This window comes from Streptomyces sp. NPDC002838 (genome assembly GCF_040295365.1).
Classification (GTDB): Bacteria; Actinomycetota; Actinomycetes; order Streptomycetales; family Streptomycetaceae; genus Streptomyces.
Window position 1 is genome coordinate 114800 of the sequence record NZ_JBEOVF010000012.1, and the last position, 13214, is coordinate 128013.

The following is a 13214-nucleotide window of genomic DNA, read 5'->3' on the forward strand; positions in this document are numbered from 1 at the left end:
AAAGGTGTGGGTATGGACGTCGGGCTCAAGCGCGATCTGGAGGAGAAGGTCCGCTCCGGTGAGCGGCTGACCCGCGAGGACGGCATCGCGCTGTACGAGTCGGACGACCTGGCCTGGCTCGGCGGCCTCGCGCACGAGGTGCGGACGCGGAAGAACGGCGACGTCGTCCACTTCAACGTCAACCGCCACCTCAACATGACCAACGTGTGCACCGCGTCCTGCGCCTACTGCTCCTTCCAGCGCAAGCCGGGCGAGAAAGACGCGTACACAATGCGCATCGAGGAGGCGGTCAAGCTCGCCAAGTCGATGGAGGGCGAGAACCTCACCGAGCTGCACATCGTGAACGGACTGCATCCCAATCTGCCTTGGCGGTACTACCCGCGGTCGCTGCGCGAGCTCAAGGCCGCTCTCCCCGACGTCTCGCTCAAGGCCTTCACCGCCACCGAGATCCACCACTTCGAGACCATCTCCGGGCTGAGCGCGAGCGAGATCCTGGACGAGCTGATCGACGCGGGCCTGGAGTCCCTCACCGGCGGCGGCGCCGAGATCTTCGACTGGGAGGTCCGGCAGCACATCGTCGACCACCGGACCCACTGGGAGGACTGGTCGCGCATCCACCGGCTGGCGCACGAGAAGGGGCTCAAGACCCCGTGCACCATGCTCTACGGCCACATCGAGGAGCCCCGCCACCGCGTCGACCACGTGCTCAGGCTGCGCGAACTCCAGGACGAGACCGGCGGCTTCCAGGTCTTCATCCCGCTGCGCTACCAGCACGACTTCGTGGACGTGAAGGACGGCAAGGTGCGTAACCGCCTTCAGGCGCGGACGCAGATGGCGACCGGCGCGGAGGCCCTGAAGACCTTCGCCGTCTCCCGCCTGCTCTTCGACAACGTGCCGCACGTCAAGGTCTTCTGGGTCATGCACGGCGTCCAGACCGCCCAGCTCGCCCTCCAGCACGGCGCCGACGACATGGACGGCTCGGTCGTCGAGTACAAGATCACCCACGACGCCGACAACTACGGCACGCCGAATAAATTGACCCGCGAGGACCTGCTGGACCTGATCAGGGACGCGGGCTTCCGCCCGGTGGAGCGGAACACGCGGTACGAGATCATCCGGGAGTACGACGGCCCGGACCCGTTGCGTAGGGAGTCCCCGCAGCCCATGCGCGTGTGAGTGGAGCTGCCTAGGGGCGCGGGGAACTGCGCGATCAACCCCCACGACCCGCAGCCGGGAACGAACCGGTGGTCCCCTCCCGTTGCCCGCCCCGAACAAGGGGTACTCGTTCACCATGGTGAGCACAAAGGCACCAGAGGACGCCTACACCGCCGCCCCCTTCGTCCCCGAAAAGGGCGGCCTCGCCGCCTTGCGCCGCGCCGCCGCCGACTGCCGGGGCTGCCCCCTGCACCGGAACGCCACGCAAACCGTCTTCGGCGCCGGGAACACGGACGCCCGCGTCATGCTCGTCGGCGAGCAGCCCGGCGACCAGGAGGACCGCCAGGGCAAACCGTTCGTCGGCCCGGCAGGGCGCCTGCTGGACCGCGCGCTGGGAGAGGCCGGCATGGACCCGGCGGACGCGTACGTCACCAACGCCGTCAAGCACTTCAAGTTCACGCAGGCCGAGCCCCGCAAGCGCCGGATCCACAAGGCGCCGACCCTGCGGGAGATGACCGCGTGCGGGCCGTGGCTCGCGGCCGAGCTGGCGATCGTGGAGCCCGAGCTGGTCGTGATCCTGGGGGCCACGGCCGGCAAGGCGCTGCTGGGGTCGTCGTTCCGGGTCGGGGAGGCGCGCGGGGCGGTGCTGGAGCGGGAGATCCACGGGCGGCCGGAGAAGCTGGTGGCGACCGTGCACCCGTCCTCCGTACTGCGGGCGCAGGACGACAAGGACAGGGAGGCGGCGTACCGGGGCCTGGTGTCGGACCTGAAGGTGGCGGCCCGGGCGCTGTCCTAGCTGTCGTAATGGCTACGATGGCTCGGTGTCCCTTACCTTCACTCTCGACCCCGCCGTCACTCGCGACCTCCGCGACGGCATCCTCGACCTGTGGGCCGACGTCTCCAACGCCGGAGGCGCCGTCGGCTTCGTACCCCCGGTGGCCCGTGACACCATCCGGCCGGAACTGGTGAAGCACTTCGTCGGGATGGCCGAAGGGCGCATCCGGCTGCTCGTCGCGCACGACGAGGCAGGTCGAGTCGCCGCCACCGCCTTCTTCAGCTTCAACACGCACCGCCTGATGACGCACTGGGTCTGGCTGTACACGGTGATGGTGCACCCGCGCCACCAGGGCAAGGGATACGGCCGGGTCCTGCTCGCCGCCGCCGCGGACGCGGCCCGCACCTTCGACGGCATCGAGGCGATCCGGCTCACCTGCCGCGGCGGCCTCGGCCTGGAGCGCTTCTACGGCTCCTGCGGCTACAAGGAGGTCGGCCGCATACCCGGCGCGATACGGGTCGCGCCCGGCGACGACCGGGACGACGTGATCATGCTGCTGCCGCTGGGCTAGGGACCCACGTCCAGAGCCCTCGCACCCCCGTGCAAGATCAGGTCGCGCCCGTGCTTCACTGGACGGGATTGTTCAAACCGTCCGAAACGGAAGAGTGGATTGAGATGCTCCGCTACACGCTGATGCGCCTCGGGATCTTCGTGGGCTGCCTCGTGGTCGTCTGGGGCCTGGTCTACTCCGGCGTCGTCCCGCGTGGCCTCGGCGACTCCAACGGCATGTGGATCATCCTGCTCTCCCTGGTCATCTCGGCCCCGATCAGCTTCGTGGTGCTGCGCAAGGAGCGGGACCGCGCCTCCGTGCGGATCGTGCAGAAGGTGGACAAGGTCAAGGCCAACCTGGAGGCGAACCGCAACCAGGAGGACGGCGCCGACGACGCCGCCCGGTCGCAGGGACAGGCTCCCCAGGCGTCGTAGGCGACAGGTCGCGGGCCGCGTAGGGGCGTTGCCCGCGCCCGCGTCCAATTACGCTTCCGGTATGGGTGCCGTGAAGAGCAAGCGCATGCCGCGTGCCGTCCGTGAGCAGCAGATGCTGGACGCCGCCGTACGGACCTTCGGACAGCGCGGGTACATGGCCGCGTCGATGGATGAGATCGCCGAACTCGCGGGCGTGTCCAAGCCGTTGGTGTACCTGTACCTGAATTCGAAGGAAGACCTCTTCACCGCCTGCATCCGCCGCGAGGCGCAGGCGCTCACCGAGGCCGTCCGCGCCGGTGTCGACCCTGCTCTGCCCGCCGACCGCCAACTCTGGGACGGGCTACGGGCGTTCTTCACGCACACCGCGCAGAACCCGCACGGCTGGTCCGTGCTGCACCTCCAGGCCCGCACCCACGGCGAGCCGTTCGCCGCCGAGGTCACCGCGATGCGCGAGGAGCTCGTCGCGTTCGTGACCCAGCTGATCGTCGTCGCCGCGCGGGAGGCCCACCGCGATCCCGACCTGCCCGAGCGCGAGGTCGCCGGCCTCGCCGAGGCCCTGGTGGGAGCGGCCGAGTCACTGGCCGCGTGGGCCAACGCCAGCCCGGGCATCACGGCGAGACAGGCGGCGGCGACCCTGATGAACTTCGCGTGGGCGGGGCTGGGCAACCTCATGGCGGGCAGCCCGTGGTCCCCGCCCGACCCTTCTCACGAGACGAGCGGGTAGACGCCTCCGGTCACGTGCACGCGGTCTCCGCCGCGCAGTTCGAAGAGCCCGCCCTCCGCCGCGTACGTCACCGTCCCCGGCAGCGGCACCGGCGCCCGGAAGCCGGCCCGCACCAGGACGGCCGCCGGTGTGCCGTGCGCGGCGACGCAGCGGGCCACGGTCCACATGCCGTGCGCGATGGCCCGGGGGAAGCCGAACAGGCGGGCGGTGAGCGGGTGGAGGTGGATGGGGTTGCGGTCACCGGAGGCGGCGCCGTACCGCCGTCCGACGTCGCCGGCGAGCCGCCACTCGGCGAGGGCGGGCAGCGGCTTGCGTTCCACCGGTTCCTTCCGTTCCGCGGCGTCGGAGGTCGTACGGCTGCCCGTCCGGTGCCGGGCCAGATACGTGCTCCTCGACTCCCACACGACCTCGTCCCCCACCCGCGCCTCGCTGACCACGGCCGCCTCGGTGCCCCGCCGGTGCGGGACCAACTCGTCGACGTACACCGTGAGGTCGTACTCGCCGGTCGCCGCCAGCGCCCGCCGCTGCGTGATCTCGATCGACGTGTGGACGAGCCCGAGCAGCGGCAGCGGGAAGTCCCGTCCGCTCATCAGCCGCATGGCCAGCGGGAAGCCGAGTACGTGCGGATACGTCACCGGCAGCGCGTCGTCCCCGGTCGCGAAGCCGCACACCCGCTCGTAGGCGGCCAGTCGCGCGAGGTCGACGCGCACGCCGGGCAGCACGAGTCGGGTGCGCGGGAACTCCGCGTCCGAGTGGGGGCGTTTGAAGGGTGAGAGCAGGGCGCCGCGGGCGAGGAGGGTCGGGAGGGAGGGGGTCTGGGCCAGGGTGATGATCACTGCGTGTCTCCCACCTCGGGGTCCTCTGCTTACTCCAAAGTAAGGTTACTGGAGGTAATGACACCCGTAACTGACAAAGGCTCATCATGCGGACGAGGTTGCACAGGCCCGACTCCGGACCGCCCCCGAACCCGCACGAACCCCCCACGTGAGCCCCCTAGGATCGCCGTCCTAACCGGCGGTAACTCACCGAGCCGAAACTGCCGGTGAACGCGCCGGTACGCACCGCGCGTACCACATGCAGCAGAGCTGCACCCAGCTGCACGCCCCAGGAGCTGCCCATGTCCCTCTCCTACGCATCCGGCCACGACTACGACGGCGCGCCCGTGCTCGTGGAACCGGAGATCCGGCGGCTGGACGGGGAGGTCCGGGAGGTGTCGGTGCCGCCACTCGTCCCGCCGGCGACGCACGGCTCGCTCGCCGACCTGCCCTTCGACAACGCGAGCGAGGCTCCGGAGGACCGGGTGCTGAGCCGCCGCGCGGAGAACGGCGAGTGGGTTCATGTCACGGCGGCGGAGTTCGCGGCGCAGGTGCTGGCCCTGGCCAAGGGGCTGATCGCGGAAGGGCTGGTGCAGGGGGACCGGATCGCCATCATGGCGCGGACGACGTACGAGTGGACGCTCCTCGACTTCGCCGCGTGGGCCGCCGGCCTGGTCACCGTGCCGATCTACCCCACCTCCTCCGTCTTCCAGACCCGGTGGATCCTCCAGGACTCGGGCGCGGTCGCCCTGGTGACGGAGGAGGCCGGCCAGGCGTCGGCGCTGGGCCCGGAGCTCAACCGCCTGCCCGACCTGCGCCACATGTGGATCGTGGAGAAGGGGCATCTGGACCGCCTGGCGGAGCTCGGCGCCCAGGTACCCGATCAGGAGATCGCCGTACGGCGCGGGGTGCTGGTCCCGGACACGCTCGCCACCGTCGTCTACACCTCCGGCACCACGGGCCGCCCCAAGGGCTGCGTGCTCACGCACGGCAACTTCCTCGCGGAGATCGACAACGCGATCGAACTCCTCTCCCCGGTCTTCAAGAGCAGGAACAAGAACAGGTCGACCGAGGACCTCGCCACCCTTCTCTTCCTCCCCATGTCGCACGTCTTCGGCCGCATGGTGGCGATCGCCTGCGTCCGCGCGCGGGTACGGCTGGGCCACGCGCCGAGCCTGCAGTCGGAGGACCTGGTGGCGGACCTCGGCAGCTTCAAGCCGACCTTCCTGGTGGTCATCCCGTACATGCTGGAGAAGGTCTTCAACAGGGCGCGCGCCAAGGCGGAGAGCGGCGGCCGGGCGACGGTCTTCGACCGAGCGGCGAGCGTGGCCCGCCGCTACGGCGAGGCGGTGGAGGAACGCCAGCACGGCACCGGCTCCGGCCCGAGCGCCGCGCTGAAGGCGGCCCGCTCCTTCTACGACCCCCTCGTCTACCGCCGTATCCGCAAGGCCATGGGCGGCAGGGTCCGCCACATCATCTGCGGCGGCTCCCCGCTCGGCCGCGACCTCGCGGCCTTCTACGCGGGCGCCGGCATGGAGATCTACGAGGGCTACGGCCTGACCGAGTCGACGGGCGCGGCCACGGTCACACCGCCGCTCAAACCCCGCCTCGGCACGGTGGGTTGGCCGATGCCCGGTACCAAGGTCCGGATCGCGGCGGACGGCGAGATCCTGCTGACCGGCGGCCAGGTGTTCCGCGGCTACTGGGACCCCTACGGGGGCGGGGTGATCCCGGCCTCCACCGACGGCTGGTTCCCGACCGGAGACATCGGCCGCCTGGACGACGAGGGCTACCTGACGATCACCGGCCGCAAGAAGGAGATCATCATCACGGCGGGCGGCAAGAACATGGCCCCCGCCCCCCTGGAGAACTGGCTCCGCTCCCACCCTCTGATCTCCCAGTGCCTCGTCCTGGGCGACCGCCGCCCCTACATCTCCGCCCTGATCACCCTGGACATGGACGGCGTCAACCACTGGCGCCAGATGAACGGCAAGCACCCGGTCCCAGCGGAACTCCTCGTCAACGACGAGGAGTTGAGGGCCGTACTGAAAAGGGCCGTGGACGAGGCCAACAAACTCGTCTCCCGCCCGGAGTCCATCCGCCGCTTCACCATCCTCCCCGTGGACTTCACGGAGCAGGCCGGCCACCTCACCCCGTCGATGAAACTGCGGCGCGAGGTGGTCATGCGGGACTTCGCGCAGGAGGTGGAGGGGCTGTACGCGAAGTAGCGGGGGTCAAGCGGCGGACGTCCCAGGCGGCCACGTACTCACACCGAGTCGATCACCTCGGTGTTCTGGCAGGCCGTCAGGCGCCACTCGCCGTCCTCCTTGGACATCACGTACATCGGGCTGCCCGGGTTGCCGAGCGGCTTGCCCTCGGGTGTCCGGTACTGGGCGCGCACCTTCACGGCGGCCACGTCGGGGCGGATGAACAGCACGTGCTCCACCTCGTAGGTGACCGTCGAGTCCCGCATGGCGCCGGGCAGCACCTGATGGGTGAACGCCGAGATCTCGTCGCGCCCGAAGAGCCGTCTGCCGTGCCCCGTCGTCCAGATCGCGTCCGCCCGGAACAACCCGACGAACTCGTCCGGGAGTTCCTGCTGCTGGGAGTGTTCGACCCTGGCCACCACCCGAGTGATGGCTTCGACATCGGCCGCGTGTGTCCGCTGTGTTGTGGTCATGGCGTCGATGCTCGTACCTCAAGTTTGGTTGAGGTCAAGCTCGTGCCGGCCGAGTAGTGGCCCTTGACTTCCCAAGACCCTCGCGCGACATTCCCGTCCCCTCGTTCGTTCCCGTCGTTCGTTCCGAGTGGACTGGAGTGGCCATGACCACGAGCGTGAACTCCGCAGGAATTGCCGGCTCCCCTTCCCGAAGACGCCTGTTGGCCGGTGCCGCCGGCGCCGGGCTCGCTGTTGCCACGGGGGTGCGACAGAGCGCCGGAGCCGCCGACTTACCCCTTCTCGGCACGTACGACGTCGTCGTCATCGGGTCCGGCGCGGCCGGGATGACCGCCGCGCTGACCGCCGCCCGGCAGGGGCTGAGCTGTGTCGTCGTGGAGAAGGCGGCCACCTTCGGCGGCTCGGCCGCGCGGTCCGGTGCCGGGATCTGGGTGCCGAACAACCCGGTGATCCTGGCGGCCGGCGTTCCCGACACCCCCGCCAAGGCCGCCGCCTACCTCGCCGCCGTCGTCGGCCCGGACGTGCCCGTCGACCGGCAGCGCGCCTTTCTCGCCCACGGCCCCGCCATGATCTCCTTCGTCATGGCCCACAGTCCCCTCCGTTTCCGCTGGATGGAGGGGTACAGCGACTACTATCCCGAGCTCCCCGGCGGCCTCCCGAACGGCCGCTCCATCGAACCCGACCAGCTCGACGGCAACCTCCTCGGCGCCGAACTCGCCCGCCTCAACCCGCCGTACCTGGACGTCCCCGCCGGCCTGGTCGTCTTCAGCGCCGACTACAAGTGGCTCGCCCTGACCGCCGTCAGCGCCAAGGGCGTCGCCGTCGCCGCCGAGTGCCTGGCCCGCGGCACGAAGGCCGCCGCGCTGGGGCAGAAGCCGCTCACCATGGGCCAGTCGCTGGCCGCGGGCCTGCGCCTCGGGCTCCGGGCCGCCCGGGTGCCGGTGTGGCTCGCCACCCCGCTCACCGAGCTGCACGTCGAGGGCGGGGCCGTGTCCGGTGCCGTCGTCACGCGTGACGGCACGCCGGGCCTCGTCCGCGCCCGCCGAGGCGTGATCGTCGGCTCCGGCGGCTTCGAGCACAACGCCGCCATGCGCGAGCGGTACCAGCGACAGCCCATCGGCACCGACTGGACCGTCGGCGCCAAGGAGAACACCGGCGACGGCATCCGCGCGGGGGAGCGCCTCGGCGCCGCCCTCGACCTGATGGACGACGCCTGGTGGGGCCCGGCCATCCCGCTCCCCGACCAGCCCTACTTCTGCCTCGCCGAACGCACCCTCCCCGGCGGCCTGCTGGTCAACGCCGCCGGCCGCCGCTTCGTCAACGAGGCCGCCCCCTACGGGGACGTCGTCCACACCATGTACGAGCGCCACCCGACCGACCCCGACATCCCGGCCTGGCTGATCACCGACCAGAACTACCGCAACCGCTACCTCTTCAAGGACGTGGCCCCGACCTTCCCGTTCCCGGACGCCTGGTACACCTCCGGCGCGGCACACAAGGCCTGGACCCTCGACGCCCTGGCCACCGCCATCGGCGTCCCCGCAGCCGCCCTCCGCGCCACCGTCGACCGCTTCAACTCCCTTGCCCTGCAAGGCAAGGACACCGACTTCCAGCGCGGCGACAGCGCCTACGACCACTACTACACGGACCCCGCCATCCTCCCCAACTCCTGCCTCGCCCCGCTGTGGCTGCCCCCGTACCACGCCTTCCGCATCGTCCCCGGCGACCTCGGCACCAAGGGCGGCCTGCGCACCGACGCCCGCGCACGGGTCCTGCGCCCGGACGGCTCGGTGATCCCCGGCCTCTACGCCGCCGGGAACGCCAGCGCCGCCGTGATGGGCCACAGCTACGCGGGCGCGGGCTCGACGATCGGCCCGGCGATGACGTTCGGGTACATCGCGGCGCGGGACATCGCCGGGGCGGCGGTCTAGGTGTGCTGTCCGGCGGATCAGGTCGCAGGAAATCGGCCGCCGGACAGGCCCCAGGACGGCGGCGGTCAGCGCGACCGGGCGATCAGGGACGCCTGCGGGGTCGACTCCCCGAGTGCGTCGTCCGGTTCGCGTACCGTCCGGGAAACGAGCGCGAAGCCGGCCGCCGTCAGCAGCTCGGCGATGGCGGCCGGCTGACGCCGCTCGAAGTCGAGCGCCACCGGGTGGCCGAAGGGCTGGTCGTGGTGCCGGGGCTCGTCGCCGACCTGGAAGGCGACGAGCAGCGGGCCACCCGGTGCCAGGACGCGGCGGAACTCGGCGAAGAGGGAGGGAAGACGGTCCACCGGGGTGTGGATGGACGAGTACCAGGACACGACACCGCCGAGCGAGCCGTCCGGAAGGTCGAGGTCCAGCATCGAGCCCTGTACGAAGCGCAGGCCGGGGTTCTCCCGCCGGGCGATCGTGAGCATCGACTCCGACACATCCAGCCCGAACACGGACAGGCCGAGGGAGGCGAGGTGAGCGGTGACCCGCCCCGGCCCGCACCCCAGATCGGCCACTTCACCGCCCGGACGGACGAGTTCGGCGAATCCGGCCAGCACCGCCCGGTCCAGCGGCGTGGCCGCGAGATAGTCCTGGAAAAGGGTGGCGTAGTCCTCGGCGATGGCGTCGTAGAAAGTGCGGGTGGTCGCTACGAAGGAGTCTGCGTCATTGGCGTAGTCGGCTTCCGTCATGCGCGGGAGCCTATTCCGGCCGCTGTGGAGGGGGGGCCTATTCCGGCCGCTCCTCGCCACCCTCCTGGCGTTCCCGGGCGGCGCCCAGACCGGCGCCGATGGCCGTGCCGAACCCCATGCCCAGGGCGAGTCCCAGCCCGAGATCGTCGAAGACGGTCAGCCCGAGCACGAGGCCGACGCCCGCACCGAGCGAGAGGCCGATCGAGATGCCGAGCGAAACGCCGGTCGCCGGCTGGTAGTTCGCGGGGGACGCCTTGCCCTCTTCGCTCGCTTCATCCCTGTCCACGAGGCCACTTTCTCACGCCACCCCCGCCGCCCGCAGGGCCGCGGTCGCCCCCGCCGCGCCCAGCACGACCACCGTGAACGGCGCCCGCCGCCACGCCAGTACGCCGCCCACCAGCACCCCGGCGGGCCGTGCCCACCCCGCGAAGCCCCCGCCCTCGGTCAACGCCCCCGTGGCCAGCAGCGCGACCAGCAGGACCACCGCACCGGCCGACAGCAACTCCTGCGTCCGCGCCGGGAGCTCGACCCGCCCGTGCAGTACCGGCCCGACCAGCCGGAAGGCGTACGTCCCGACCGCCAGCGCCAGAATCATGGCGACCGTCGCGCTCATGCCGTACCCCCCTTACGGCCGCCGTACAGGGCGAGCCCCGCCAGCGCCGCCAGCACCGGCACCCCCGCCGGAACGGCCGGCGTCACCGCCAGGGCCAGCGCGGCGCCGAGCAGCGCGGACCGTCGTACGGCCGAGTCCGTGCGCAGGGCGGGCAGCACCAGCGCGACGAGTACGGCGGGGAAGGCGGCGTCGAGGCCGTACGTGCCCGTGTCGCCCAGCGCGCTGCCGGCCAGCGCCCCGGCCAGGACGCCCGCGTTCCACACGGTGAACAGTCCCAGCCCGGAGATCCAGAAGGCCGCCCGCCGTCGTGCCGGATCCGGCTGGGCGAGGGCGAAGGCGACCGTCTCGTCGGTCACGAGGTGCGCGCCGAGGAGGCGGGCGAGCCGGCCGCGGCCGATCGTGTCCGCGACGGCCAGGCTGTACGCCGCCGTACGGGTGTTGAGCAGCAGCCCGGTGGCCGCCGCGGCGACCGGGCCGCCCCCGGCGAGCAGCACCCCGACCGCGCTGAACTGGGCCGCGCCCGCGTACACGACGAGCGACATCACCACCGGCACCCACGCCGGCAGGCCGCCGGTGACGGAGATCGCACCGAAGGAGACGCCGACGACGCCACTGGCGAGCCAGACGAGGGACGCGTCCCGGATCAGCTCCGGGTACCGCGCGGCAGGGGGTGTTCGCTCTGTCGTACGCATGTTCTCTACAATGGACAGGAGAGCTCATGTTCGTCAAGGCGAACGATCGTACTGATGGAGCGAACACCATGTCCGACAGCACGCCCCCGTCCCGGCTTCCCCTCGACTGGATCGCCGCCTCCCTGCGCCGCGAGCGCACGCGTGCGGGGCTGTCCCTGTCCGAACTGGCCAAGCGGGCCGGCATCGCGAAGTCGACGTTGTCGCAGCTGGAGGCGGGGAGCGGGAACCCGGGCGTGGAGACGCTCTGGGCGCTGGCGGTGGCGCTCGGGGTGCCGTTCAGCGCGCTGGTGGAGCCGCCGGCTCCGTCGGTGCACGTGATCCGTGCTGGGCAGGGGCCGACGGTCGGGTCCGAGCGGGCCGACTACGTGGCCACGCTGCTGTCCGCCAGTCCGCCCGGCGCACGGCGGGACATCTATCACCTGCGGGCCGAGCCGGGCGCGGCGCGTGAGTCGGAGCCGCACATTCCGGGCACGGTGGAGCATCTGATCGTGAGCACGGGGAAGGTGAAGGCGGGGCCGCGGGGGGAGGAGGCGGAGCTGGAGCCCGGGGACTACATGACGTACCGCGGGGACGTACCGCACTCGTACGCGGCGCTGGCGCCCGGGACGACGTTCGTGCTGGTCATGCAGCACGTGTGAGGGGTCGGCCGGGGGGCGGGAAAGGCAGGAGCCCCACTGCCTTGCGGCACGGGGCTCCTTGGGTACTGCTATTCGTTCCGGATCAGAGCTTTGGGCTCATGAACTCAGACAGGGGTGACGTTCTCCGCCTGCGGGCCCTTCGGGCCCTGGGTGACGTCGAAGGAAACCTGCTGGTTCTCCTCCAGCGAGCGGAAGCCGCTCGCGTTGATCGCGGAGTAGTGGACGAAGACGTCGGGGCCGCCGCCTTCTTGGGCGATGAAGCCAAAGCCCTTTTCGGCGTTGAACCACTTCACGGTTCCGGTAGCCATAAGCCCTCCTTGGGCCCAAAGGGTTGCCCTGCTCCAGAACCCTGCAAGTGTGAAAACAAGATGCCGCACAACTCTGCATACGTCTGAAAACGACTAGAGCCCGCGGTTACATGCTCCGCAGGCTCTGTACTGCAAGGGAAACCAAACTGCAACTTGCGGCGAGCCTAGCACGCAGGCAGCCGAATGCAATAGAGGTCAAGATCACGTCACCCGGATGTTTGAATGTCCGGTGAAGGGGTTGACAGTGGGGCCGAAGTCCGGAGCGTACCCCACGGGGTCTAGTCTCGCGATGTGGACAATTCACGCACCCGGCCGCGCGTCGGGCACATCCAGTTCCTGAACTGTCTGCCCCTGTACTGGGGGCTCGCGAGGACGGGCACGCTCCTCGACTTCGAGCTGACGAAGGACACCCCGGAGAAGCTCAGCGAGCAGCTGGTGCGGGGAGACCTCGACATCGGGCCCGTCACCCTCGTCGAGTTCCTCAAGAACGCCGACGACCTGGTCGCCTTCCCGGACATCGCGGTCGGCTGCGACGGCCCGGTGATGTCCTGCGTGATCGTCTCCCAGCTCCCGCTGGAGCGACTGGACGGCGCCCGGGTCGCCCTGGGCTCGACCTCGCGCACTTCCGTACGCCTGGCCCAGCTGCTGCTGTCCGACCGCTACGGCGTACGGCCCGACTACTACACCTGCCCGCCCGACCTCAGCCTGATGATGCAGGAGGCCGAGGCGGCGGTCCTGATCGGCGACGCGGCGCTGCGGGCCAACCTGCTCGACGGGCCGAGGTACGGGCTTCAGGTGCACGACCTCGGCTCGCTGTGGAAGGAGTGGACCGGGCTGCCGTTCGTCTTCGCGGTCTGGGCGGCCCGGCGGGACTATGCGGAGCGCGAGCCCGTCATCACCCGCAAGGTGCACGAGGCCTTCCTCGCCTCCCGCAACCTCTCCCTGGAGGAGGTCGGCAAGGTCGCCGAGCAGGCGGCCCGCTGGGAAGCCTTCGACGAGCAGGTCCTGGAGCGCTACTTCACCACCCTCGACTTCCGCCTCGGCGGCCCGCAGCTGGCGGCGGTCGCCGAGTTCGCCCGCCGGGTGGGGCCGACGACCGGCTTCCCGGCGGATGTGAAGGTGGATCTGCTCGAGCCGTGAGCCGGCGGGGCACGGCGCACTACCCTGCTGG

General features: G+C 70.8%; 16 protein-coding genes. 9 read left to right on the forward strand and 7 right to left on the reverse strand.

Annotated elements, in window-relative coordinates:
* Positions 1 to 12 precede the first annotated feature (12 nt).
* The 5 genes from mqnE to ABT063_RS18115 all read left to right on the forward strand — a co-directional run bounded on the left by mqnE (position 13) and on the right by ABT063_RS18115 (position 3638).
* Positions 13 to 1176 carry an aminofutalosine synthase MqnE gene (mqnE, locus tag ABT063_RS18095; RefSeq protein WP_351058341.1) on the forward strand — a complete coding sequence of 388 codons (1164 nt, stop codon included), beginning with the start codon at positions 13 to 15 and terminating at the stop codon, positions 1174 to 1176.
* A gap of 115 nt (positions 1177 to 1291) precedes the next feature.
* Positions 1292 to 1951, forward strand: a complete 660-nt coding sequence (locus tag ABT063_RS18100) for a UdgX family uracil-DNA binding protein (RefSeq protein ID WP_351058342.1) — start codon at positions 1292 to 1294, stop codon at positions 1949 to 1951.
* A 25-nt stretch (positions 1952 to 1976) separates the two neighbouring features.
* On the forward strand, positions 1977 to 2501 hold the full coding sequence (locus ABT063_RS18105) for a GNAT family N-acetyltransferase (protein WP_351058343.1): 525 nt from the start codon (positions 1977 to 1979) through the stop codon (positions 2499 to 2501).
* A 104-nt stretch (positions 2502 to 2605) separates the two neighbouring features.
* A complete protein-coding gene (locus ABT063_RS18110; protein WP_351058344.1) occupies positions 2606 to 2914 on the forward strand; it encodes a DUF4229 domain-containing protein in 309 nt (102 codons plus the stop codon).
* 61 nt (positions 2915 to 2975) lie between these two features.
* Complete coding sequence (locus tag ABT063_RS18115) at positions 2976 to 3638, forward strand: TetR/AcrR family transcriptional regulator (protein WP_351058345.1); 663 nt, start codon at positions 2976 to 2978, stop codon at positions 3636 to 3638.
* On the opposite strand, the gene ABT063_RS18120 is transcribed toward ABT063_RS18115, so the two are convergent.
* Positions 3620 to 4474, reverse strand: coding sequence for a MaoC family dehydratase (locus tag ABT063_RS18120; RefSeq protein ID WP_351058346.1), 855 nt, complete (start codon positions 4472 to 4474; stop codon positions 3620 to 3622). The two genes, ABT063_RS18115 and ABT063_RS18120, sit on opposite strands and share 19 nt — an antisense overlap.
* A gap of 281 nt (positions 4475 to 4755) precedes the next feature.
* Between ABT063_RS18120 and ABT063_RS18125 the strand changes: the two genes are divergently transcribed.
* Complete coding sequence (locus ABT063_RS18125; RefSeq protein WP_351058347.1) at positions 4756 to 6681, forward strand: AMP-dependent synthetase/ligase; 1926 nt, start codon at positions 4756 to 4758, stop codon at positions 6679 to 6681.
* Between the two features lie 38 nt (positions 6682 to 6719).
* Here ABT063_RS18125 and ABT063_RS18130 read toward each other — a convergent pair whose 3' ends face one another.
* Positions 6720 to 7133, reverse strand: coding sequence for an SgcJ/EcaC family oxidoreductase (locus tag ABT063_RS18130; protein WP_351058348.1), 414 nt, complete (start codon positions 7131 to 7133; stop codon positions 6720 to 6722).
* Between the two features lie 143 nt (positions 7134 to 7276).
* On the opposite strand from ABT063_RS18130, the gene kstD reads away from it, so the two are divergent.
* The gene (kstD, locus tag ABT063_RS18135) at positions 7277 to 9061 is read left to right on the forward strand and encodes a 3-oxosteroid 1-dehydrogenase (protein WP_351058350.1); all 1785 of its coding nucleotides are present in this window, start codon (positions 7277 to 7279) and stop codon (positions 9059 to 9061) included.
* Positions 9062 to 9126: 65 nt separating this feature from the next.
* Here the strand turns inward: kstD and ABT063_RS18140 are convergent, their stop codons facing one another.
* Genes ABT063_RS18140 through ABT063_RS18155 form a run of 4 tightly spaced genes read right to left on the reverse strand, consistent with a single transcriptional unit; the run spans position 9127 to position 11097 of the window.
* Positions 9127 to 9792: a class I SAM-dependent methyltransferase gene (locus ABT063_RS18140; protein WP_351058351.1), complete on the reverse strand. Its 666-nt coding sequence runs from the start codon at positions 9790 to 9792 to the stop codon at positions 9127 to 9129.
* Positions 9793 to 9829: 37 nt separating this feature from the next.
* Positions 9830 to 10078: a hypothetical protein gene (locus ABT063_RS18145; RefSeq protein ID WP_351058352.1), complete on the reverse strand. Its 249-nt coding sequence runs from the start codon at positions 10076 to 10078 to the stop codon at positions 9830 to 9832.
* A gap of 12 nt (positions 10079 to 10090) precedes the next feature.
* A complete protein-coding gene (locus tag ABT063_RS18150) occupies positions 10091 to 10405 on the reverse strand; it encodes an AzlD domain-containing protein (RefSeq protein WP_351058353.1) in 315 nt (104 codons plus the stop codon).
* On the reverse strand, positions 10402 to 11097 hold the full coding sequence (locus ABT063_RS18155) for an AzlC family ABC transporter permease (RefSeq protein ID WP_351058354.1): 696 nt from the start codon (positions 11095 to 11097) through the stop codon (positions 10402 to 10404). Before ABT063_RS18155 ends, ABT063_RS18150 begins: the two co-directional genes overlap by 4 nt.
* A 68-nt stretch (positions 11098 to 11165) precedes the next feature.
* On the opposite strand from ABT063_RS18155, the gene ABT063_RS18160 reads away from it, so the two are divergent.
* Positions 11166 to 11735, forward strand: a complete 570-nt coding sequence (locus tag ABT063_RS18160) for a helix-turn-helix domain-containing protein (RefSeq protein ID WP_351058355.1) — start codon at positions 11166 to 11168, stop codon at positions 11733 to 11735.
* Between the two features lie 104 nt (positions 11736 to 11839).
* On the opposite strand, the gene ABT063_RS18165 is transcribed toward ABT063_RS18160, so the two are convergent.
* Positions 11840 to 12043 carry a cold-shock protein gene (locus ABT063_RS18165; protein WP_003992177.1) on the reverse strand — a complete coding sequence of 68 codons (204 nt, stop codon included), beginning with the start codon at positions 12041 to 12043 and terminating at the stop codon, positions 11840 to 11842.
* Between the two features lie 291 nt (positions 12044 to 12334).
* Between ABT063_RS18165 and ABT063_RS18170 the strand changes: the two genes are divergently transcribed.
* Positions 12335 to 13183: a menaquinone biosynthetic enzyme MqnA/MqnD family protein gene (locus ABT063_RS18170; RefSeq protein ID WP_351058356.1), complete on the forward strand. Its 849-nt coding sequence runs from the start codon at positions 12335 to 12337 to the stop codon at positions 13181 to 13183.
* Positions 13184 to 13214: the final 31 nt, after the last annotated feature.

Excerpts from the sequence above, each read along its gene's own strand:
- mqnE (WP_351058341.1), top strand. The coding sequence starts at position 13 with ATGGACGTCGGGCTCAAGCGCGATCTGGAGGAGAAGGTCCGCTCCGGT.
- ABT063_RS18100 (WP_351058342.1), top strand. The coding sequence starts at position 1,292 with ATGGTGAGCACAAAGGCACCAGAGGACGCCTACACCGCCGCCCCCTTC.
- ABT063_RS18110 (WP_351058344.1), top strand. The coding sequence starts at position 2,606 with ATGCTCCGCTACACGCTGATGCGCCTCGGGATCTTCGTGGGCTGCCTC.
- ABT063_RS18115 (WP_351058345.1), top strand. The coding sequence starts at position 2,976 with ATGGGTGCCGTGAAGAGCAAGCGCATGCCGCGTGCCGTCCGTGAGCAG.
- ABT063_RS18125 (WP_351058347.1), top strand. The coding sequence starts at position 4,756 with ATGTCCCTCTCCTACGCATCCGGCCACGACTACGACGGCGCGCCCGTG.
- ABT063_RS18130 (WP_351058348.1), bottom strand. The coding sequence starts at position 7,133 with ATGACCACAACACAGCGGACACACGCGGCCGATGTCGAAGCCATCACT.
- kstD (WP_351058350.1), top strand. The coding sequence starts at position 7,277 with ATGACCACGAGCGTGAACTCCGCAGGAATTGCCGGCTCCCCTTCCCGA.
- ABT063_RS18140 (WP_351058351.1), bottom strand. The coding sequence starts at position 9,792 with ATGACGGAAGCCGACTACGCCAATGACGCAGACTCCTTCGTAGCGACC.
- ABT063_RS18150 (WP_351058353.1), bottom strand. The coding sequence starts at position 10,405 with ATGAGCGCGACGGTCGCCATGATTCTGGCGCTGGCGGTCGGGACGTAC.
- ABT063_RS18155 (WP_351058354.1), bottom strand. The coding sequence starts at position 11,097 with ATGCGTACGACAGAGCGAACACCCCCTGCCGCGCGGTACCCGGAGCTG.
- ABT063_RS18160 (WP_351058355.1), top strand. The coding sequence starts at position 11,166 with ATGTCCGACAGCACGCCCCCGTCCCGGCTTCCCCTCGACTGGATCGCC.
- ABT063_RS18165 (WP_003992177.1), bottom strand. The coding sequence starts at position 12,043 with ATGGCTACCGGAACCGTGAAGTGGTTCAACGCCGAAAAGGGCTTTGGC.